The organism is Pseudomonas sp. Pseusp18 (assembly GCF_059506005.1).
Genome location: NZ_CP169240.1, coordinates 254,595 through 274,037, shown reverse-complemented (window position 1 = coordinate 274,037; position 19,443 = coordinate 254,595). Strand labels below are relative to the sequence as shown.

Here is a 19,443-nt window from a genome sequence, read left to right as displayed (position 1 = left end):
GCTCTCCTACAGATTTGATTCAACGCCGTGACGCACGACGCGTTTTTCCAGGTCGCCGCCCAGCCAGTACGACAGGTCGGCCGGACGATCGATTTGCCAGGCGACGAAGTCTGCGACCTTGCCGGCTTCCAGCGAACCGTGGGTTTGGCCCATGCCCAACGCGGTGGCGGCATGAATAGTCGCGCCCGCCAGCGCCTCTTCCGGGGTCATGCGGAAGCAGGTGCAGGCCATGTTCAGCATCAAGCGCAACGACAACGCCGGCGAAGTGCCCGGGTTAAGGTCGCTGGCGATGGCGATTTTCACACCGTGTTTGCGCAGGGCTTCCATCGGTGGCAATTGGGTTTCCCGCAGGAAGTAAAACGCGCCGGGCAGCAATACCGCGACGGTGCCGGACTTGGCCATGGCGATGGCATCGTCTTCGGTCATGAATTCCAGATGATCGGCGGACAGTGCGTGGTAACGCGCCGCCAGGCTCGAACCGTGCAGCGATGACAATTGCTCGGCGTGCAGCTTCACCGGCAAGCCGAGGTTCTGCGCGGCGACGAACACCCGCTCGACCTGCTCTGGCGAAAACGCTAGGTATTCACAGAAAGCGTCTACCGCATCCACCAGCCCTTCGGCCGCCAGGGCCGGGAGCATTTCGCTGCAGATGTGATCGATGTACGCGTCGGCGCGGTCGGTGTATTCCGGCGGCAAGGCGTGGGCCGCCAGGCATGTGCTGCGCACGCTGACGGGTAGCTCGGCGCCGAGACGGCGGACCACCCGCAGGATCTTGCGTTCGCTGGCCAGGTCCAGGCCGTAGCCGGATTTCATTTCGACGGTGGTCACGCCATCACGCATCAGGCTTTTCAGACGCTTGGCGGCGCTGGCGAACAGCTCGTCTTCGCTGGCGGCGCGGGTGGCGCGCACGGTGCTGGCAATGCCGCCGCCGGCTGCGGCGATTTCCGCGTAGCTGACGCCTTGCAGGCGCTGCTCGAATTCGCCGCTGCGGTTGCCGCCGAATACCGTGTGGGTGTGGCAGTCGATCAGGCCCGGAGTGACCCAGGCCCCGCTCAAGTCATTGACGGCCGGGTACTCGCCGGCCGGCAGTTCGGCGCGTGGGCCGATCCACTCAATGTGCGCACCGGACGTCACGATGGCCGCATCCTCGATGATCGAGTAGACGCCTTGCGCCATGGTTGCGACGTGGCAGTGTTGCCAGAGCGTTTTCATCCTTGGCCTCCGTTAGGTTATCGATGAGAAAAAATGGGTTCCTGTTCCACCGGTACCGCCTTGCCTGCCGCCGGCTTGACCCACGTCAAGTAGGCCAGCACCAGCAACACAATCCAGACCACGCCGACGATCAACGCCGCCTGGGTGTCCGGGAAATAACCCAGCACGCCGAAGATGAACAGCATGAAGGCAATCGCCGCCATCGGCGCATAGGGCCAGAATGGCACCGGGAATTTCAATTGCGCGACCTGCTCGGCACTCATGGAGCGACGCATGGCCACTTGGGTGAACAGAATCATCAGCCAGACCCACACCGTGGCAAAGGTCGCGATGGAGGCGATCAGCAGAAAGACGTTTTCCGGGATCAGGTAGTTCAGCAACACACCCAGCAGCAGCGCGCAGCTCATCACTATCACCGTCAACCACGGCACGCCATTGCGCGACAAGCGGGCGAAGCCTTTCGGTGCGTGCCCTTGCTGAGCCAGGCCATACATCATGCGGCCCGCGCCGAAGATGTCACTGTTGATGGCCGACACCGCCGCCGAGATCACCACGATGTTGAGGATGGTCGCCGCCGAGCTAATCCCCAGGTTGTCGAAAATCTGCACGAACGGGCTGCCTTGGCTGCCGATCTGCTGCCACGGGAAGATCGACATCAGCACCAGCATCGTCAGCACGTAGAACAGCAGGATTCGCAACGGTACGGCATTGATCGCGCGAGGCAGCACATGCTGCGGGTCTTTGGCTTCACCGGCGGTAACGCCGATGATTTCAATACCGCCAAAGGCAAACATCACCACTGCAAACGAGGCGATCAAGCCGCCCAGGCCATTGGGCATGAAGCCGCCCTGGGTCCAGAGGTTGCTGATATCGGTCGCCTGGGCACCGGGCGCATTGCTGATGCCGAACAGCATGATGCCGAAACCACCGAGGATCATCGCGACGATGGCCGCGACCTTGAGCAGCGACAACCAGAACTCCATTTCGCCGAAGACTTTGACGTTGCACAGGTTCAAGCCGCCGACCACCGAAACGATGCCCAGCACCCAGATCCAGCGGGAGACTTCCGGAAACCAGAAACCCATGTAAATGCCGAATGCGGTCACGTCGGCCATACCGACGATGACCATTTCAAATGCGTAGGTCCAACCGAGGATAAAGCCCGCCATTGGCCCCAGGTAGGTGCTGGCGTACTGGCCGAAAGAACCGGCCACCGGGTTATGCACCGCCATCTCGCCAAGGGCGCGCATGACCATGAACACCGCCGCGCCACCGATCAGGTAAGCGAGCAGGACCGCGGGGCCAGCCATTTGAATGGCCGAGGCAGAACCGTAAAACAGCCCGGTGCCGATCGCCGACCCCAGTGCCATGAAGCGAATATGTCGGGCAGAGAGCCCGCGTTTCAAACCTTTTGCTGGCTGTTGCATCTCTCGTCCTTAATTATTCTTATTCGACGCTAAATTGAATCGCGAGCAGGCTCGCTCCCACAGTCCAATGTGGGCGCGGGCCTGCTCGCGAAGGCCATTACAGGCTAGGCAGCAACTTCGCCGTCACCAGGTCATTCAGGCAACGCGTGGCCAACAACTCACTGGCCGCATTGATGTCCGGAGCGAAGAAGCGATCCTTCTCATAGAACGGCACTTCGGCACGCAGGATCGCGCGGGCTTTTTCCAGTTTTGGCGAGGTTTTCAGACCGTCGCGCAGATCCAGACCCTGGGCCGCCGCCAACCATTCCACCGCAAGAATCCCGCGAGTGTTCTCGGCCATTTCCCACAGACGCTTGCCGGCAGCCGGCGCCATGGACACGTGGTCTTCCTGGTTCGCCGACGTCGGCAGACTGTCCACGGAATGCGGATGGGACAACGCCTTGTTCTCGCTGGCCAATGCCGCCGCAGTCACCTGGGCGATCATGAAACCGGAGTTCACGCCGCCATTGGCCACCAGGAACGGCGGCAGTTGCGACATGTGCTTGTCCATCATCAGCGAGATGCGGCGTTCGCTCAGGGAGCCGATTTCGGCAATGGCCAGCGCCATGTTGTCGGCAGCCATGGCCACCGGCTCGGCGTGGAAGTTACCGCCGGAGATCACGTCGCCTTCAGCGGCGAACACCAATGGGTTGTCCGATACGGCGTTGGCTTCGATGGCAAGCACTTCGGCGGCCTGACGGAACTGGGTCAGGCAGGCGCCCATGACTTGCGGCTGGCAGCGCAGGGAGTACGGATCCTGGACCTTTTCGCAGTTCTGGTGCGAGTCGGACACTTCACTGCGCTCACCCAGCAGATCGCGGTAAGCGGCAGCGGCGTCGATCTGGCCTTTCTGGCCGCGAGCGGCATGAATACGCGCGTCGAATGGCGAGCGCGAACCCAGTACCGCTTCGACCGTCAGGCCGCCAAGGGCCAGGGCGCCGGCGAACAGATCTTCGCCTTCGAACAGGCCACGCAGGGCGTAGGCGGTGGACACCTGAGTGCCGTTGAGCAGCGCCAGGCCTTCTTTCGCTGCCAGGGTCAGCGGTGTCAGACCGGCGACTTTCAGCGCTTCGGTGGCGGGCAGCCATTCGCCTTTGTAGCGCGCCTTGCCTTCACCCAGCAGTACCAGCGACATGTGCGCCAGCGGCGCCAAATCGCCGGATGCACCAACCGAACCTTTCAAAGGAATGTGCGGGTAAACCTCAGCATTGATCAGCGCGATCAGTGCATCGATCACCTGACGACGAATGCCGGAGAAACCACGGCTCAGGCTGTTGACCTTGAGCACCATGACCAGTCGCACCAGGGCGTCGCTGATCGGCTCGCCGACACCGGCGGCGTGGGACAGCACCAGCGAGCGCTGGAGGTTTTCCAGGTCTTCGCTGGCGATGCGGGTCGAGGCCAGCAGGCCGAAACCGGTGTTGATGCCATACGCGGTGCGGTTCTCGGCGAGGATTTGTTCCACGCAGGCAACGCTGGCTTCGATTTGCGCCGAAGCGCTTTCGTCGAGGGTGATTTTGACCGGGTGCTGATAAACATCACGCAGTTGGGCAAGGCTCAGTTGGCCGGGAATCAAATTAAGCGCAGTCACATTCATTCTCCTTTTGAGAGTTTTTTATTAACTAACCAGACGCTCCGGAGATATCCGTTGTCCGTCGCTTCCCGCCTTTTGGAGGGGCCGCGCCTTGGCACGCTGGTGTTGTGGAAATCAGTTGAGGTTCGGTACAGCCTTGTGCAGCAAAATCGGGTCTTTCAAAACAGCAGCGGCGCTGGCGATGTCCGGCGCCAGCCAGCGGTCCTGGTCGTAGGCCGGAATACGTTCGCGCAGCAGGCGCCATGCGGCATCGGTGCCGGCGCCGAAGCGTTGCTCTTTCAGGAACTCAAAAGCCTGAGCCGCCAACAGATACTCGATGGCGAGGATCTGTGTGCAGTTTTCCAACGCGCGATGCAGCTTCAGCGCGGCGTTGGTGCCCATGCTCAGGTGGTCTTCCTGCAAGCCCGAAGTGACGTAGTTATCGAGCACCGCCGGTTGCGCCAACTGGCGGTTTTCCGCACACAGCGACGCGGCGACGTATTGCACGATCATCATCCCGGAGTTCACGCCCGGGTTGGCCACCAGAAAGGCTGGCAAGCCGCTGACGTGCGGGTTGACCAAGCGGTCCAGGCGACGCTCGGCAATGGAGCCGATTTCGGCCATGGCAATAGCGAGCAAGTCAGCCGCCAAAGCAACCGATTGGCCGTGCGGATTGGCCTGGGACATGACACGGAAGTTGTCCGGCGTACCCAGCAGCAACGGGTTGTCGGTCGCGGAGTTGAGCTCGGTTTCGATCTGTTTTCTGGCGTGTTCAAGCTGATCGCGCGCGGCGCCATGCACTTGCGGAATCGAGCGGATGCTCAATGCATCCTGAGTGCGAATGCCTTTGCTGCTGGCGATCACTTCACTGCCGTCGAGCAACGCCCGCAGATTGATACCCACCTGCTGCATGCCCGGATGCGGTTTGAGCGCAATGATCTCGGCATCGAACGCGGCAATCTGACCACGCTGGGCTTCGAAGCTCATGGCGCCGATCACATCGGCCCACTGCACCAGGTTCGTTGCATCGGCCAGGGCCAGGCAGCTGAGGCCGGTCATGCACGGTGTACCGTTGACCAGGCACAAACCATCTTTGGCACCCAGTTGAACCGGTTGCAGCCCTTCTTCGGCCAAGGCTTGTTGTGCAGAAACGATCTGCCCGCGATAGCTGACATTGCCGACGCCCAGCAGCGCGATGCCGATGTGGGCCATGTGGGTCAGATAACCGACCGACCCCTGGGACGGCACTTGCGGAGTGATGCCGCGATTGAGCAACGCCAGCAACGCTTCGACCACCCGGCGGTGAATGCCGGATTTGCCATGGCTGTAGTTGTGGATCGCGGCGCAGAGAATCGCGCGAGTCTGCTCGTCGGACAGCGGAGCACCGACGCCGCAGGCATGGCTGAGCAAGGTGTTGCGCGACAGCTGGCTGAGTTGTTCGTCCTTGAGCGAGACGTTGCACAAGGCACCCAGGCCGGTGTTGACGCCATAGGCGCGCTCGCCGCTGGCGACGATGCGCTGGACGATCGCCTGGGCATTCTCGATCCGCGCCCAGGTTTGGGCCGACAGCTCAAGCTGCGCACCGTGGCGGGCGACCGCGACCACATCCTGCCAACGCAACGGGGCATCGGCGATAACGATTTTTTCAGCCTGGGACATCTAGAGCCTCATACAAAATTCATGGACGTATGACACCTGTGGCGAGGGAGCTTGCTCCCGTTCGACCGCGCAGCGGTCGCAGATTTTCAGGGCCGCTTCGCAGCCCAGCGGGAGCAAGCTCCCTCGCCACAAAAACGATCAACCTCAAACCACCGCAGCCCGCCGCTGTACGAACCGATCCACATACTCATCCGCCGGCGAATGCAGGATCTCTCGTGGCGTGCCGACCTGAATCAGCCGGCCATCCTTGAGAATCGCGATGCGGTTGCCGATGCGCACGGCCTCATCGAGGTCGTGGGTGATGAAGACGATGGTCTTGTGCAGGGTCTTTTGCAGTTCCAGCAACTGGTCCTGCATTTCGGCGCGGATCAGCGGGTCGAGGGCGCTGAAGGCTTCGTCCATCAGGATGATGTCGGTGTCCGCCGCCAGGGCGCGAGCCAGGCCCACACGCTGGCGCATACCGCCGGAAAGCTGATGCGGGTATTTGTTTTCGTAGCCCTTCAGGCCCACGGTGTTGATCCAGTGCAGCGCGCGCTCGGAGCACACCTGCTTGCTCTCGCCACGCACTTTCAGGCCGTAGGCGACGTTATCCAGCACGCTTTTGTGCGGCAGCAGGCCGAAGCTCTGGAACACCATGCTGATCTTGTGCCGGCGAAATTCGCGCAGGGCTTCCATGTCGTATTGCAGGATGTCCACACCGTCCACCAGGATCGCGCCACTGGTAGGGTCGATCAGGCGGTTGAAGTGACGCACCAGGGTCGACTTGCCGGATCCCGACAGGCCCATGATCACGAAGATCTCGCCGGTGCCGATGCTCAGCGACAGGTCATTCACGCCGACCACGCAACCGGTTTCGGCCAGTACCTGGTCTTTGGTTTTGCCCTGGCTAATCATGCCCAGCGCATCCTTGGAGCGGTTGCCGAAAATCTTGAAGACGTTTTTGACTTCAATCTTGCTGATGGCTGCGTTGCTCATTTGCTCACCTCATGCCGTGCACGACCGTACGCCTGTGTAATGCGGTCGATCACCACTGCCAGAATCACGATCGCCAGACCGGCCTCAAGACCACGTCCGACGTTGAGGGTCTGAATCCCCACCAATACGTCTTCACCCAAGCCACGGGCACCGATCATCGAGGCGATCACCACCATCGACAGGGCCATCATGGTGGTCTGGTTGATCCCGGCCATGATGCTCGGCAGGGCCAGCGGCAGTTGCACGCCGAACAGTTGCTGCCAGCGGTTGGCACCGAAGGCGTTGATGGCTTCCATCACTTCACCGTCAACCTGGCGAATACCCAGATCGGTCAGGCGGATCAGCGGCGGCGCAGCGTAAATAACGGTAGCGAAAATCGCCGGGACCTTGCCCAGGCCAAACAGCATCAGCACCGGGATCAGGTACACGAAGCTCGGCATGGTTTGCATGATGTCCAGCAACGGCATCAACACCGAACGCAGGCGATTGCTGCGCGCAGAAAGAATGCCCAGCGGAATGCCGATCAGCACCGAGATGACCGTCGCCACCATCATCAGCGCCAGGGTCTGCATCAGCTTGTCCCAGAGACCGACCGCGCCCACCAGGAACAGCAGGCCGACGATGACCGCCGTGGTCACGACTTTGCGGGTCGCGTGCCAGGCCACGCCCGCCACGATCGCCAGCATCAGCCACCAGGGCGCCGCACGCAGCAGCCCTTCAAGATTGACGATGGCCCACAGCAGGGTGTCGGAGATGCTGCGGAACACGTCGCCGTAGTTGGTGACCAGCGTATCGACCCAACCGTTGACCCAGTCGGCGATGGAAAAGGTAAAGCTTTCGGGAAACATAAGAGACTCTCAATCAAGGGGTTGCGATCAAGCATCCGACTGCCGTTGCCGACAGTCGGAGAGGCTCAACCTACAAGGCCGCGTCGATTTTCTTGGCTGCGTCTTCGCTCACCCACGCGTGCCAGACTTCAGGATGTTCCTTCAAGAAGATCTTGGCCAGTTTTGGCGACTCGATCCGCTCTTTGGCCATACGCCCCAGGTTCTGATTCAACAGGTCGATCGGCAGGTTGACCTTTTCCAGCACGGTCACCAGTTCCGGGGCCTGCTCGTGGAAAGTCTTGGAGAGGCCGACCTTGATGGTCACGCGCTTGTCGACACCCGGTTTTTCTTCCAGTTTGACCACGTCGATCTGGCCCATCAGCGGGGTTGGCGACCAGTAGTAGAACAGGATCGGCTCGCCACGCTTGTAGCTCGACAGCACCGCCGCATCCAGCGCCGGGCCGGTGCCCGGACGGAAGTTGGTGTAGCTGTTTTCCAGGCCGTAGCTTTTCAGCATTTCGCTGTTATCCAGCTCGCAGGTCCAGCCGGCCGGGCAGTTGTAGAAACGGCCTTTGGATGGCTCTTCGGCGTCCTTGAATACCGCGGAATATTTAGCCAGATCGGCAATGTTTTTCAGGTCCGGCGCCTTGGCTTCCAGTTTGCGCTTGGCGTCGCCTTCGATCACGTAGCGCGGCACGTACCAGCCTTCGACGGCACCCACCACCGGAGCGCCGACACCGACGACCTTGCCGGCCTTCTCGGCCTTGTTCCAGACTTCGCTACGGCCGACCCACTCTTCGGCGAACACTTGGATATCGTTGCTGCTCAGGGCGTTTTCCATGGTGATGGAGTTGCCCGGCAGGCTGTCAGTCTTGCAGTCGTAGCCTTTCTCCAACACGACTTGCAGCACGTCGGTCAGCAGCATGGCGCTTTCCCAGTTCAGGCCAGCGAATTTCACCGGTTTACCCGATTCGCACCAGCCAGCCGCCTGGGTGGCACCGGCACTGGCCAGCAGGCCCATGGAAAGCAAAGTGGTCAGCAGGGTCTTGTTCGATTTCATTGTGTGACGCTCCTAATCATGAGTTGGCTTACGGCAGTCAAGAGGCATCCAGCCCTGTCCACGTCCAATCAGGCCTGCGCAACCGCGCTACCCGCCCCGCTTGTTGTTAGGTCTGCAACGTCGTGATCTCTGCAGGAGCTGCCACGGCAGCTCCTGCAGCGGTCTTTTCTCTTATTTGCCGGTGATCATCGGCAGGTTCAGCCCCTGCTCCTTGGCGCAGTCGATCGCGATCTGGTAACCGGCATCGGCGTGACGCATGACACCGGTGGCCGGGTCGTTGTGCAGCACGCGAGCGATACGCTCGGCCGCTTCGTCAGTACCGTCGCAGACAATCACCATGCCGGAGTGCTGGGAGAAGCCCATGCCGACGCCGCCGCCGTGGTGCAGGGAAACCCAGGTCGCGCCGCTCGCGGTGTTCAGCAGAGCGTTGAGCAGTGGCCAGTCGGACACGGCGTCGGAACCGTCCTGCATCGATTCGGTTTCGCGGTTCGGGCTGGATACGGAACCGGAGTCCAGGTGGTCGCGACCGATCACGATTGGCGCGGACAATTCACCGCTACGGACCATTTCGTTGAACGCCAGACCGAGCTTGGCGCGCAGGCCCAGGCCAACCCAGCAGATACGTGCCGGCAGACCCTGGAAGCTGATGCGCTCGCGAGCCATGTCCAGCCAGTTGTGCAGGTGGGCGTCGTCCGGGATCAGTTCTTTGACTTTAGCGTCGGTCTTGTAGATGTCCTGCGGATCGCCCGACAGCGCAGCCCAACGGAACGGGCCGATGCCACGGCAGAACAGCGGACGGATGTAGGCCGGTACGAAGCCTGGGAAGTCGAATGCGTTCTCCACGCCTTCTTCTTGCGCCATCTGACGGATGTTGTTGCCGTAGTCGAAGGTCGGGATGCCTTGCTTCTGGAAATCGAGCATCGCTTTGACGTGAACGGCCATCGATTGCTTGGCGGCCTTGATCACGGCAGCAGGTTCGGTCTTGGCGCGGGCGCGGTATTCGTCCCAGGTCCAGCCGGCCGGCAGGTAGCCGTTGAGCGGGTCGTGGGCGCTGGTCTGGTCGGTGACCATGTCCGGGCGCACGCCACGACGGACCAGTTCAGGGAGGATTTCCGCAGCGTTGCCCAGCAGGGCGATGGAGATCGCCTTACCTTCGGCAGTGTATTTGGCGATACGGGCCAGGGCGTCGTCGAGGTCTTTGGCTTGCTCGTCGACGTAACGGCTTTTCAGACGGAAATCGATGCTCACTTGTTGGCATTCGATGTTCAGCGAGCACGCGCCGGCCAGGGTGGCAGCCAGTGGTTGAGCGCCACCCATGCCACCGAGGCCTGCGGTCAGGACCCAACGACCTTTCAGGTCATCGTTGTAGTGCTGGCGACCGGCTTCAACGAAAGTTTCGTAGGTGCCCTGAACGATGCCCTGGCTGCCGATGTAGATCCAGCTACCGGCAGTCATCTGGCCGTACATGGCCAGGCCTTTGGCGTCGAGCTCGTTGAAATGTTCCCAGCTCGCCCAGTGCGGTACCAGGTTGGAGTTGGCGATCAGAACGCGTGGGGCGTTGCTGTGGGTCTTGAACACGCCGACCGGCTTGCCGGATTGCACCAGCAGGGTCTCGTCGTCGTTCAGGTTGGTCAGGCTTTCGACGATCTTGTCGTAGCATTCCCAGTTACGTGCCGCACGACCGATACCACCGTAAACCACCAGTTCTTTAGGGTTCTCGGCGACTTCCGGGTCGAGGTTGTTCATCAGCATGCGCAGCGGCGCTTCAGTCAGCCAGCTCTTGGCGGTCAGCTTGTTACCACGGGCAGCGCGGATTTCAACATCACGAAACTTGGTAGGTTTAATGTCAGTCACGAAAAAGACTCCTCAGCAATCAATCCAAACCAGCCCAGGCAGTGGGCGAGCAAGCCGATGGGCATCAGTGCACATCAGCGAATCAGTGGACGATGGTTGAGTCTTCGTGACTCATACACATACGTCTTTACTTGTACATACAAGCATATGCAATCAAGCGGCCAACTTGTTGAATGAGCATCCAAGAAAATTTCTGGAAGGGCTGCAAAGCGCCTGGATCAAGGGTTCTGGCGTAAATGAAATTTTTCGCGGGGATTTATTCGGGGACGTGCCGATTGTTACTTGAGCATGGTTTTGCGCCACACTGGGGCGTTCGGTAACAAATTGGTGCGCGATGGGGAACGTTGAAAAGCAAAAGATCGCAGCCTTCGGCAGCTCCTACATTGATCGTGCTCACCACAAATATCGTGGATGGACATCGAACCTGTAGGAGCTGCCGAAGGCTGCGATCTTTTGGGGACGTTGAATCAGCGTGCAGTCAGCTCAATGACACAGCACGAACCATTGATGGCGACGTCCTGCAGACCGACGTTACCGTCCAGCTGCAGGCAATCATGGCGACTGAGTTGCGATGCTTTGTTACCGACCTTCACTTCAAGCGCTTCACTGACACTGAACACCAGCAGAGTCCCGGCTTCACTAAAAAACCGCTGCTTGCCTTCCATCCACTGCAACCGCGCACTGTAACGATCCGGCGCATAAATCAGGTTGAAGTCGCGAATCGGTCCGCCGAGCAATGCGCAGGACACATGACTCTCACCACTGAAGGCAAACGGGTCCAGCGGTAACAACGCCCGCGTGTCCTGACCATCGACGCGCAAGGTCATGCCCTCGCCTTGCAGTACGGTGATCACCCGCTCATAACCGGCAAAGGTGGAAAAACCGCCCGACTCGCCGATGTCGGCAATCGACAGGCGCCAGCCAAAACCATCAAGGCCTACCCCCGTATCACGGGTGATTTCTTCAGTGCTGCCGCCGCCGTTCTTCCACGGCATGCGCGGGTAATCGGTTGCGCGTAAGACCTTCAACTGCCCCATTTATGTCTCTCTACTTATGGCTCTTATTTATGGAACCGCCCTTCCAGACGATGACGGGAACCGGGGTGGATCAAGCGGGCGGCAGTCACTGGCTGACGGCCGGACCAGGTGCGGCGACGAATCAGCAGGCACGGTTCGCCCTTTTCAATCTGTAGCAGCTTGCATTCGGACGGCTCGGCGAGTATCGCTTCGACCACATGCTCGCCCTCGGTCAACGGCGCGACCTGATTCAGATAGGCGTAAGGCGTTTGCAGGGTGAAGTCTTGCTTGAGGTAGTCCGGCGCCACCAGCGCGTTGACGAAACGGTCTTCGATTTGCACCGGGATATCGTTTTCGAAATGCACGATCAGCGAGTGGAACACTTTCTGGCCTTCGCGCATGTCCAGGGCCAGGGCCCGCTCGGAACCGGCGGCCTCTTCTTCGAGGGTGATCACCTTGCACGTGTGACGATGGCCACGGGAGGCGATCTCGTCGGCGATGTTGTGCACTTCAAACAGCGCAGACTGACTTTTCGGCTCGGCGACGAACGTTCCGACGCCTTGCATACGCACCAACAGGCCGTCGGCAGTCATCTCGCGCAGGGCGCGGTTGATGGTCATGCGGCTGAAACCCAGCTGGCTGACCAGCTCGCTTTCCGACGGAACGCGATAGTGCGGCGGCCAGTTTCCACTGTCGATTTGCTGGGTGATCATCTGTTTTACGCGGGCGTACAAGGGCGCCGGACTGTCGCCCATGTTCGCGGCCAACGGGGAGACTGCAGGCGGAGTCGGCACGGTTAATCCTTGTTCATTTGGTAGAGGTTGCTAGCTTGCCGGAGTTTACCGAGCAGGCAAACGTCTGTATATGTATATACAAATAACACACGATGGGGTGCTGAACCATGTCCGCCTTCTTTGCCGAACGCGCGCTGCTGCCTAGTGGATGGGCCAACAATGTACGTCTTGAAGTCAACGCCGATGGCGTGCTGACCCATATCCAGGCCGATTCCCACGCAGATGGCGCCGAACGGTTGAGCGGTCCACTGCTGCCGGGAATGCCGAATTTACACTCCCACGCCTTCCAGCGAGCCATGGCAGGACTTGCGGAAGTGGCGGGTAATCCGAATGACAGTTTCTGGACCTGGCGCGATCTGATGTATCGGCTCGTCGGAAAAATCAGCCCGGACCAACTCGGTGTTATCGCCCGTCAGCTGTACATCGAAATGCTCAAGGCTGGTTACACATCGGTCGCTGAATTTCATTACGTCCATCACGACAATAATGGCCAGCCGTATGCGGACCCGGCCGAACTGGCACTGCGCATCAGCCAGGCGGCCAGCTCCGCCGGTATCGGTTTGACCTTGCTGCCGGTGCTCTACAGCCATTCCGGTTTTGGCGGACAGACCCCGAACGAAGGCCAGCGCCGCTTTATCAACAGCACCGAAAACTACCTGAAGCTTCAGTCGCGTTTGCAGCCGATTCTGGCGCAGCAACCGGCGCAGTCGCTCGGCCTGTGTTTCCACTCGTTACGTGCGGTCACACCGCAGCAGATCAGCGAAGTGCTGGCAGCCAGCGACAAGAAATGCCCGGTGCACATTCACATCGCCGAGCAGCAGAAGGAAGTCGACGACTGTCTTGGCTGGAGCGGTCGCCGTCCGCTGCAATGGCTGTACGAAAACACCGAGGTCGATCAACGCTGGTGCCTGGTCCACGCCACCCACGCCAACCCGGAAGAAGTCACGCTCATGGCCAAGAGCCGCGCCATCGCCGGCCTGTGCCTGACCACTGAAGCCAACCTCGGCGACGGGATTTTCCCAGCGGTGGACTTCCTGGCGCAGGGCGGGCGCATGGGTATCGGTTCCGACAGCCATGTGTCGTTGAGCGTGGTTGAAGAATTGCGCTGGCTGGAATACGGCCAGCGTCTGCGCGATCAGCGGCGTAATCGGTTGTATGGCGCGAATCAGCCGATGGTCGGCCGCACGCTGTACGACGCCGCGCTGGATGGCGGCGCCCAGGCGTTGGGGCAGCCGATCGGCGCCCTGGAAGTCGGCAAGCGCGCGGATTGGTTGGTGCTGGACGGCAACGATCCATACCTGGCGACGGCCAGTGGCGACGGAATTCTCAATCGCTGGCTGTTTGCCGGTGGCGATCGCCAGGTCCGTGATGTGCTGGTCAATGGCCAGTGGGTCGTGCGCGATGGGCGGCATGCCGACGAGGAAGAGAGTAACCGGGCATTCACCCAAGTCCTGCGCGATCTCTTGGGCTGACGCAAAAAACTGTGGGAGCGAGCCTGCTCGCTCCCACAGTTTTTGCTCTTCGGTGACCGTTAGTTCGAGGTCTTGGCCATCTTGCTATCCGACGTACGCCAGATCAGCCGTGTCGTGTCATAGCCCTGCTGACGCGCCCTGCTCAGCAGCTCTTCACGCACTACGCCATTGACCGTCGGGGTCCGTGACAGCAGCCAGAGATGATGGCGACTCGGGTCGCCGACAATCGCGGTCTTGTAGTCATCGCTGACGTACAACACCCAGTACTCTCCCTTCGACACACCGGGTATCAATCGCGAGAACCAGGTATCGAACTCGACCCACAGCTTGTCGGCCTTGCCGGGTACCTGTGGATAAGCCCTGCCCTTGGCCTCTTCCCATTGCCATTGCGAGGTCAGGCAGCGGTTCAGCACCGCCATCTCACCGTCAGGCTTGAGGCTGTAATGGGCTTCGGATTGCGCACAGTTACGCTGGAAATACACCGGCAGACGCGCCAATTCGTACCAGGTTCCCTGGTAACGCTTGAGGTTGACACTATTGACGGTCTTGGGCGCCAACGGATCTACGCCAGAAGAGGCGCAGCCGGCCAATACCAGGCCGGCAAAAAGAACGATCAGGAACCGCTTCATTATTTTTTTCTCCCGTGGGCGAAAAGCCCCGGTTTACTTCAGGCCTTGGCCCGAAAACATCAGCACTTTGTCACCGGCATACTGCACGCTGATAAAGCTGTTTTTGTCGCCCCAGGTGCAACTGGACATGCCGAGTGCGCCCGAGCAGTCGGTCGGTTTGCCCAGCAAGGTTTCAACCTGGGCCTTGGGCATGCCGGTCGACAGCTTCGAATAATTTTCCTGATTGATCTTGCTGCACGCGGCCAACAGCACGCAGAACGAGAGCAAGGCGATAGAACGCAGCGACATGGTGTAACTCCTGGAGCGGAAGAGAGGTGGCATGTTGCCAACCAGAAGCTTAGAAGAGAAAACCCTAATCTGGTTCCCCGACCGTCCGCCTATTTATTAGGCCACTCGTCAGCCTTTTACCGATAAATCAGCCCCTTTCTCAGGTCATTGGGTATTTCGTCGGTTTTCGTCAATACCCGCCTAATCTTTGGCGCTGGCCAGTCGACATAAAAGCAGCGCCAAGCCCTCGACTGTGGCAAATTGACGCCCCTTTGCTGACCAGCCACTGCGCGGTAGATCATTTAATGACCAGAAACATGAAATTCAGCCACAAGATCTTGTTGGCAGCCGCTCTCGTGGTGGCCGTTGCATTCGCCTGTTTCATCCTGTTCAACGATTACCGCCAGCGTCAAACCCTGCGCAGCAGTACCGAGTCCTCGATGCAGGAACTCGGCAGCCTGACCACCAGCAACATCCAGACCTGGCTGGAAAGCCGCATCCAATTGCTGCAATCGCTGTCCCAGCAGATCGCCGTGGACGGCAGCGCCCCGGCCAATCTCAAACGCGCCATCGACCTGCCGGCCTATACCAGCAACTTCCAGCTGAGCTACTTCGGCGGCACCGATGGCGTGATGTTCTCGATCCCGGCCGGCAACCGCGCTGCGGACTACGACCCTCGCGCCCGTGGCTGGTACAAGGCAGCCAACAACGCGCAACAGACCATCGTCACTGAACCCTACATCGCGGCGTCGTCGGGCAAACTGGTGATCACCGTGGCCACGCCGGTGAAGTACCAGAGCCAGATGATTGGCGTCGCCGGCGCGGATATCGACCTGTCCAGCGTCAGCGCGATCATCAACTCGCTGAACTTCGGCGGTCATGGCCATGCGTTCATTGTCAGCGCCGACGGCAAGATCCTGATCCACCCGGACAGCAAACTGGTGCTCAAGAACCTGGCCGACGCCTACCCCAACGGCGCGCCGAAAGTCAGCCCGGGCCTGAAAGAAGTCGAACTGGACGGTAAAACCCAGTTCATCTCCTTCACCCACGTTAACGGTGTGCCGTCGGCGGACTGGTACGTGGCGCTGGTGCTGGATCAGGAAACCGCGTTCTCGATGCTCAGCGAGTTCCGCACCTCGGCGATCATCGCCATGGTCATCGCCGTGGTGATCATCATCGCGCTGCTGAGCATGCTGATCCGCGTGCTGATGCAGCCTCTGCTGATCATGGGCCGCGCCATGCATGACATCGCCGAGGGCGAAGGCGACCTTACCAAACGCCTGACCATTCACGGCCAGGACGAATTCGGTGCTCTGGGCACCTCGTTCAACCGTTTCGTCGAGCGTATCCATACCTCGATCCGCGAAGTATCTTCTGCCACCGGTCAGGTCAACGAAGTTGCCCTGCGCGTAGTGGCGGCCTCGAACTCGTCGATGTTCAACTCCGATCAACAGGCCTCGCGCACCAGCAGCGTCGCGGCAGCGATCAACCAGCTCGGTGCCGCCGCCCAGGAAATCGCCCAGAACGCCGCCCTCGCCTCGCAACATTCGAGCGACGCGCGCAGCTTGGCCGAAGAGGGTCAGCAGGTAGTGGATAAAACCATCGCCGCGATGCACCAGCTTTCGGCAAAAATCAGCGATTCGTGCGGCAACATCGAAACCCTGAACAGCAACACGGTGAACATCGGACAGATTCTGGAAGTGATCACCAGCATCTCGCAACAGACCAACCTGCTGGCCCTCAACGCGGCCATCGAAGCGGCCCGGGCCGGTGAAGCCGGCCGTGGTTTTGCCGTGGTGGCCGACGAAGTACGCAACCTCGCCCACCGCACTCAGGATTCGGCGCAGCAAGTGCAGAAGATGATCGAGGAGCTGCAAGTTGGCGCCCGGGAAGCGGTCAGCACCATGACCGACAGCCAGCGCCAGAGCGAAAGCAGCGTCGGCATCGCCAACCAGGCCGGCGAACGCCTGGGCAGCGTGACGCAGCGCATCGGCGAGATCGACGGGATGAACCAGTCGGTGGCTACCGCGACCGAAGAACAGACCGCCGTGGTGGAATCGATCAACGTCGACATCACCGAGATCAACACGCTGAACCAGGAAGGTGTGGAGAACTTGCAGTCGACTTTGCGTGCCTGTGCCGATCTTGAACAGCAGGCGGCGCGGTTGAAGCAGTTGGTGGGGAGTTTCCGGATCTAGTGCTTTTGCCCGCGAAGGCGGTATCAGGCGCAATGATTGTCTGAAGCCTTGGGCTCATGCTCTACAAAAGAACGCCGGTCGGCAGAACCTGACGCAGGACTGAATTAAGACTAAACTCAGTCCTATTCAATCTGGCGAGGCTCACTCCATGAAGCTTTCATCTCAAATAAAACCGATCAGTTACCTGAAAAGCCACACTGCGGAAATCGTCAAAACAATCACAGAGAACCGTGAACCCTTGGTGATCACCCAAAATGGTGAAGCGAAGCTCGTGGTCATGGATGTGAAAAGCTTTGAAGAGCAAGAAGACACAATGGCTCTTTTGAAGCTCTTGGCGATGGGTAATCGGGAGATTGAAGAGGGCAAGTTTCGGGATGCTGAAGACGTCTTCGCGGATTTGGACAAGGCCGACCATCAATGAGTTTAAAGGTCGTCATTCTTCAATCCGCCGAAACAGACCTCAAAGAAATTCGTACTTATCTCACCAAACAGTTTTCTGCACAGACATGGCAAAACACCTACGCCAATCTAAAGGCAGCCATCCGCCATTTGGGAAGTCAGCCCTATGCAGGGCCAGTCCCGGAAGAGATCGAGAAGCTCAATCTCAGCCAATATCGACAAATTCTCTCAGGAATGAACCGGATCATTTATGAAGTGCGGGAGCAAACGGTTTACGTCCACATCATTGCCGATACGCGAAAAAACCTGCCGACACTGCTGATGAAACGACTGCTGCAAGGGAATCCGTGAGTCAGAACCGTGACCCCGGCCCACTCAAAAACTCCAGCTCCTCAGCCGTAGACTCACGCCCCAACACCGCATTGCGATGGGGAAACCGCCCAAATCGCGCAATGATCTTCTGATGCCGTTCGGCGTAATCCAGGTTGCTGGCAAACACCGCCCGATCCGCCTCGGGTTGCTGTTCAACCAGATCGAGAAACCGCGAAACCGCTTCGTTCTGCACCGCCAGGTTTTCGCAGTGTTCGAACACCAGATAGATAAAAACCCGCTGGATCGGACGCAGTTGCCGATCGAAATCCGCGGCAATGCCTTGCGCCACCAGTGCCTGGGCCCTGACGTCGCCGGAAAAGGATTTGGGGGTGTCGCGAAAGATCATTCGCGGCAATTGATCGAGTAACAGCACCAGGGCCAGCCAACCTTCGGGGCGTTGCGCCCATTCGGTCAATCCGCCGGCCAGTGCCTGCTCGACCAAGTCCCCGAAACGCATCCGCGCTTCGAGGTCCTGACTGTCACGCTTGCCGAACCATAACTTGCCCTTGTCAGCCGCTATTTCGTTGGGTGATTCGAAAGATCCAAACCACCATTCGAGTAACGGCTGCCAGGGCGCGGTCATGTTTTATTCCTTGTGGTAAGCCGTGACGCGGGCAACTTCTTCTTTCGAACCGAGGAACACCGCGACACGCTGGTGCAGGCCTTCCGGCTGGATGTCGAGGATGCGCTGGTGGCCGTCAGTGGATGCGCCACCCGCTTGCTCCACCAAGAACGACATCGGGTTGGCTTCGTACATCAGGCGCAGTTTGCCCGGCTTCGACGGCTCGCGGCTGTCGCGTGGGTACATGAACAGACCGCCGCGGGTCAGGATGCGGTGCACGTCGGCCACCATCGCGGCGACCCAACGCATGTTGTAGTTCTTCTTCAGCGGGCCTTCATCGCCAGCCAGCAATTCGTCGACGTAACGTTGTACCGGCGCTTCCCAGTGACGCTTGTTGGACGCGTTGATCGCGAATTCCTGCGTGGACTCCGGAATCGTGATGTCTTCATGGGTCAGTACGAAGCTGCCCATTTCACGATCCAGGGTGAAGCCTTTGACGCCATTGCCCAGGGTCAGCACCAGCATGGTCTGTGGACCGTAAATCGCGTAACCGGCGGCAACCTGCTGAGTGCCTGGCTGCAGGAAGGCCTTTTCGTTCAAAGGCTCGTTCTGGGTCAGGTATTCGTTCGGGCAACGCAGCACCGAGAAGATCGTACCGACCGGCGCGTTGATGTCGATGTTCGACGAACCGTCCAGCGGGTCGAACACCAGCAGGTACGCGCCTTTCGGGTATTTGCCCGGGATCTGGTAGGCATTGTCCATTTCTTCGGATGCCATGCCGGCCAGGTGACCGCCCCATTCGTTGGCTTCGAGCAGAATGTCGTTGGACATCACATCAAGCTTCTTCTGCACTTCACCTTGGACGTTTTCAGTGCCCATGCTGCCCAGGACACCACCCAGGGCGCCTTTGGAGACGGCGTGGCTGATTTCCTTACAGGCACGCGCCACCACTTCGATCAGGAAACGCAGATCGGCAGGAGTGTTGTTGCTGCGGGTCTGCTCAATCAAATAGCGACTCAGGGTAACGCGGGACATGGACGGCTCCGGAGGAATGGGGGGCTAAAAACCCGCGCAGTTTAACGCGAGTCGGGGCGCATTTCCTCCTATC

Annotated in this window: 18 protein-coding genes and 1 pseudogene; 5 read left to right on the top strand and 14 right to left on the bottom strand. The window is 59.8% G+C overall.

Annotation, left to right across the window (positions count from 1 at the left end):
• Positions 1–6: 6 nt before the first annotated feature.
• The 10 genes from hutI to hutC form a co-directional block, all read right to left on the bottom strand.
• On the bottom strand, positions 7–1,212 hold the full coding sequence (gene hutI / locus ACEN9A_RS01165; protein WP_258672061.1) for an imidazolonepropionase: 1,206 nt from the start codon (positions 1,210–1,212) through the stop codon (positions 7–9).
• A gap of 17 nt (positions 1,213–1,229) precedes the next feature.
• Complete coding sequence (locus tag ACEN9A_RS01160; protein WP_258672058.1) at positions 1,230–2,639, bottom strand: amino acid permease; 1,410 nt, start codon at positions 2,637–2,639, stop codon at positions 1,230–1,232.
• 97 nt (positions 2,640–2,736) lie between these two features.
• Complete coding sequence (hutH, locus tag ACEN9A_RS01155; protein ID WP_258672055.1) at positions 2,737–4,275, bottom strand: histidine ammonia-lyase; 1,539 nt, start codon at positions 4,273–4,275, stop codon at positions 2,737–2,739.
• Positions 4,276–4,386: 111 nt separating this feature from the next.
• A complete protein-coding gene (hutH, locus tag ACEN9A_RS01150) occupies positions 4,387–5,910 on the bottom strand; it encodes a histidine ammonia-lyase (protein WP_258672053.1) in 1,524 nt (507 codons plus the stop codon).
• A gap of 144 nt (positions 5,911–6,054) precedes the next feature.
• On the bottom strand, positions 6,055–6,885 hold the full coding sequence (locus ACEN9A_RS01145; protein WP_007936770.1) for a quaternary amine ABC transporter ATP-binding protein: 831 nt from the start codon (positions 6,883–6,885) through the stop codon (positions 6,055–6,057).
• Positions 6,882–7,733, bottom strand: a complete 852-nt coding sequence (locus tag ACEN9A_RS01140; protein WP_018929182.1) for an ABC transporter permease — start codon at positions 7,731–7,733, stop codon at positions 6,882–6,884. Before ACEN9A_RS01140 ends, ACEN9A_RS01145 begins: the two co-directional genes overlap by 4 nt.
• A gap of 70 nt (positions 7,734–7,803) precedes the next feature.
• Positions 7,804–8,772, bottom strand: coding sequence for an ABC transporter substrate-binding protein (locus ACEN9A_RS01135; protein ID WP_018929183.1), 969 nt, complete (start codon positions 8,770–8,772; stop codon positions 7,804–7,806).
• Between the two features lie 171 nt (positions 8,773–8,943).
• Positions 8,944–10,626 (bottom strand): urocanate hydratase, encoded by a 1,683-nt coding sequence (hutU, locus tag ACEN9A_RS01130; RefSeq protein ID WP_258672051.1) that lies wholly within the window; start codon positions 10,624–10,626, stop codon positions 8,944–8,946.
• A 467-nt stretch (positions 10,627–11,093) separates the two neighbouring features.
• Positions 11,094–11,663 (bottom strand): HutD/Ves family protein, encoded by a 570-nt coding sequence (locus tag ACEN9A_RS01125; RefSeq protein ID WP_258672050.1) that lies wholly within the window; start codon positions 11,661–11,663, stop codon positions 11,094–11,096.
• Between the two features lie 23 nt (positions 11,664–11,686).
• Positions 11,687–12,397, bottom strand: coding sequence for a histidine utilization transcriptional repressor HutC (hutC, locus tag ACEN9A_RS01120; protein ID WP_162135916.1), 711 nt, complete (start codon positions 12,395–12,397; stop codon positions 11,687–11,689).
• Between the two features lie 146 nt (positions 12,398–12,543).
• Between hutC and ACEN9A_RS01115 the strand changes: the two genes are divergently transcribed.
• Positions 12,544–13,908: a formimidoylglutamate deiminase gene (locus ACEN9A_RS01115; RefSeq protein ID WP_258672048.1), complete on the top strand. Its 1,365-nt coding sequence runs from the start codon at positions 12,544–12,546 to the stop codon at positions 13,906–13,908.
• Positions 13,909–13,967: 59 nt separating this feature from the next.
• Here ACEN9A_RS01115 and ACEN9A_RS01110 read toward each other — a convergent pair whose 3' ends face one another.
• Positions 13,968–14,537, bottom strand: coding sequence for a lipocalin family protein (locus ACEN9A_RS01110; RefSeq protein WP_019650810.1), 570 nt, complete (start codon positions 14,535–14,537; stop codon positions 13,968–13,970).
• Between the two features lie 33 nt (positions 14,538–14,570).
• Entirely contained in the window at positions 14,571–14,825 is a 255-nt protein-coding gene (gene bamE, locus ACEN9A_RS01105; RefSeq protein ID WP_018929189.1) for an outer membrane protein assembly factor BamE domain-containing protein, read from the bottom strand.
• A 284-nt stretch (positions 14,826–15,109) separates the two neighbouring features.
• Between bamE and ACEN9A_RS01100 the strand changes: the two are divergent.
• From ACEN9A_RS01100 to ACEN9A_RS01085, 4 genes and pseudogenes are all read left to right on the top strand, one after another.
• A pseudogene (locus ACEN9A_RS01100) lies at positions 15,110–16,144 on the top strand (HAMP domain-containing protein); the annotation flags it as partial.
• 93 nt (positions 16,145–16,237) lie between these two features.
• Positions 16,238–17,002 (top strand): methyl-accepting chemotaxis protein, encoded by a 765-nt coding sequence (locus ACEN9A_RS01095; RefSeq protein WP_370695245.1) that lies wholly within the window; start codon positions 16,238–16,240, stop codon positions 17,000–17,002.
• A gap of 148 nt (positions 17,003–17,150) precedes the next feature.
• The gene (locus ACEN9A_RS01090) at positions 17,151–17,423 is read left to right on the top strand and encodes a type II toxin-antitoxin system Phd/YefM family antitoxin (protein ID WP_019581817.1); all 273 of its coding nucleotides are present in this window, start codon (positions 17,151–17,153) and stop codon (positions 17,421–17,423) included.
• The gene (locus ACEN9A_RS01085) at positions 17,420–17,752 is read left to right on the top strand and encodes a type II toxin-antitoxin system RelE/ParE family toxin (RefSeq protein WP_096481387.1); all 333 of its coding nucleotides are present in this window, start codon (positions 17,420–17,422) and stop codon (positions 17,750–17,752) included. Before ACEN9A_RS01090 ends, ACEN9A_RS01085 begins: the two co-directional genes overlap by 4 nt.
• 1 nt (position 17,753) lies before the next feature.
• On the opposite strand, the gene ACEN9A_RS01080 is transcribed toward ACEN9A_RS01085, so the two are convergent.
• On the bottom strand, positions 17,754–18,356 hold the full coding sequence (locus ACEN9A_RS01080; RefSeq protein ID WP_018929191.1) for a DUF924 family protein: 603 nt from the start codon (positions 18,354–18,356) through the stop codon (positions 17,754–17,756).
• A gap of 3 nt (positions 18,357–18,359) precedes the next feature.
• Positions 18,360–19,370: a class 1 fructose-bisphosphatase gene (locus ACEN9A_RS01075; RefSeq protein WP_007933966.1), complete on the bottom strand. Its 1,011-nt coding sequence runs from the start codon at positions 19,368–19,370 to the stop codon at positions 18,360–18,362.
• Positions 19,371–19,443 lie beyond the last annotated feature (73 nt).

What these genes read in the sequence shown, in the direction of transcription:
- hutI (WP_258672061.1), bottom strand. Translation starts at nt 1,212, where the DNA reads ATGAAAACGCTCTGGCAACACTGCCACGTCGCAACCATGGCGCAAGGC.
- ACEN9A_RS01160 (WP_258672058.1), bottom strand. Translation starts at nt 2,639, where the DNA reads ATGCAACAGCCAGCAAAAGGTTTGAAACGCGGGCTCTCTGCCCGACAT.
- hutH (WP_258672055.1), bottom strand. Translation starts at nt 4,275, where the DNA reads ATGAATGTGACTGCGCTTAATTTGATTCCCGGCCAACTGAGCCTTGCC.
- hutH (WP_258672053.1), bottom strand. Translation starts at nt 5,910, where the DNA reads ATGTCCCAGGCTGAAAAAATCGTTATCGCCGATGCCCCGTTGCGTTGG.
- ACEN9A_RS01145 (WP_007936770.1), bottom strand. Translation starts at nt 6,885, where the DNA reads ATGAGCAACGCAGCCATCAGCAAGATTGAAGTCAAAAACGTCTTCAAG.
- ACEN9A_RS01140 (WP_018929182.1), bottom strand. Translation starts at nt 7,733, where the DNA reads ATGTTTCCCGAAAGCTTTACCTTTTCCATCGCCGACTGGGTCAACGGT.
- ACEN9A_RS01135 (WP_018929183.1), bottom strand. Translation starts at nt 8,772, where the DNA reads ATGAAATCGAACAAGACCCTGCTGACCACTTTGCTTTCCATGGGCCTG.
- ACEN9A_RS01125 (WP_258672050.1), bottom strand. Translation starts at nt 11,663, where the DNA reads ATGGGGCAGTTGAAGGTCTTACGCGCAACCGATTACCCGCGCATGCCG.
- hutC (WP_162135916.1), bottom strand. Translation starts at nt 12,397, where the DNA reads ATGGGCGACAGTCCGGCGCCCTTGTACGCCCGCGTAAAACAGATGATC.
- ACEN9A_RS01115 (WP_258672048.1), top strand. Translation starts at nt 12,544, where the DNA reads ATGTCCGCCTTCTTTGCCGAACGCGCGCTGCTGCCTAGTGGATGGGCC.
- ACEN9A_RS01110 (WP_019650810.1), bottom strand. Translation starts at nt 14,537, where the DNA reads ATGAAGCGGTTCCTGATCGTTCTTTTTGCCGGCCTGGTATTGGCCGGC.
- bamE (WP_018929189.1), bottom strand. Translation starts at nt 14,825, where the DNA reads ATGTCGCTGCGTTCTATCGCCTTGCTCTCGTTCTGCGTGCTGTTGGCC.
- ACEN9A_RS01095 (WP_370695245.1), top strand. Translation starts at nt 16,238, where the DNA reads ATGTTCAACTCCGATCAACAGGCCTCGCGCACCAGCAGCGTCGCGGCA.
- ACEN9A_RS01090 (WP_019581817.1), top strand. Translation starts at nt 17,151, where the DNA reads ATGAAGCTTTCATCTCAAATAAAACCGATCAGTTACCTGAAAAGCCAC.
- ACEN9A_RS01085 (WP_096481387.1), top strand. Translation starts at nt 17,420, where the DNA reads ATGAGTTTAAAGGTCGTCATTCTTCAATCCGCCGAAACAGACCTCAAA.
- ACEN9A_RS01080 (WP_018929191.1), bottom strand. Translation starts at nt 18,356, where the DNA reads ATGACCGCGCCCTGGCAGCCGTTACTCGAATGGTGGTTTGGATCTTTC.
- ACEN9A_RS01075 (WP_007933966.1), bottom strand. Translation starts at nt 19,370, where the DNA reads ATGTCCCGCGTTACCCTGAGTCGCTATTTGATTGAGCAGACCCGCAGC.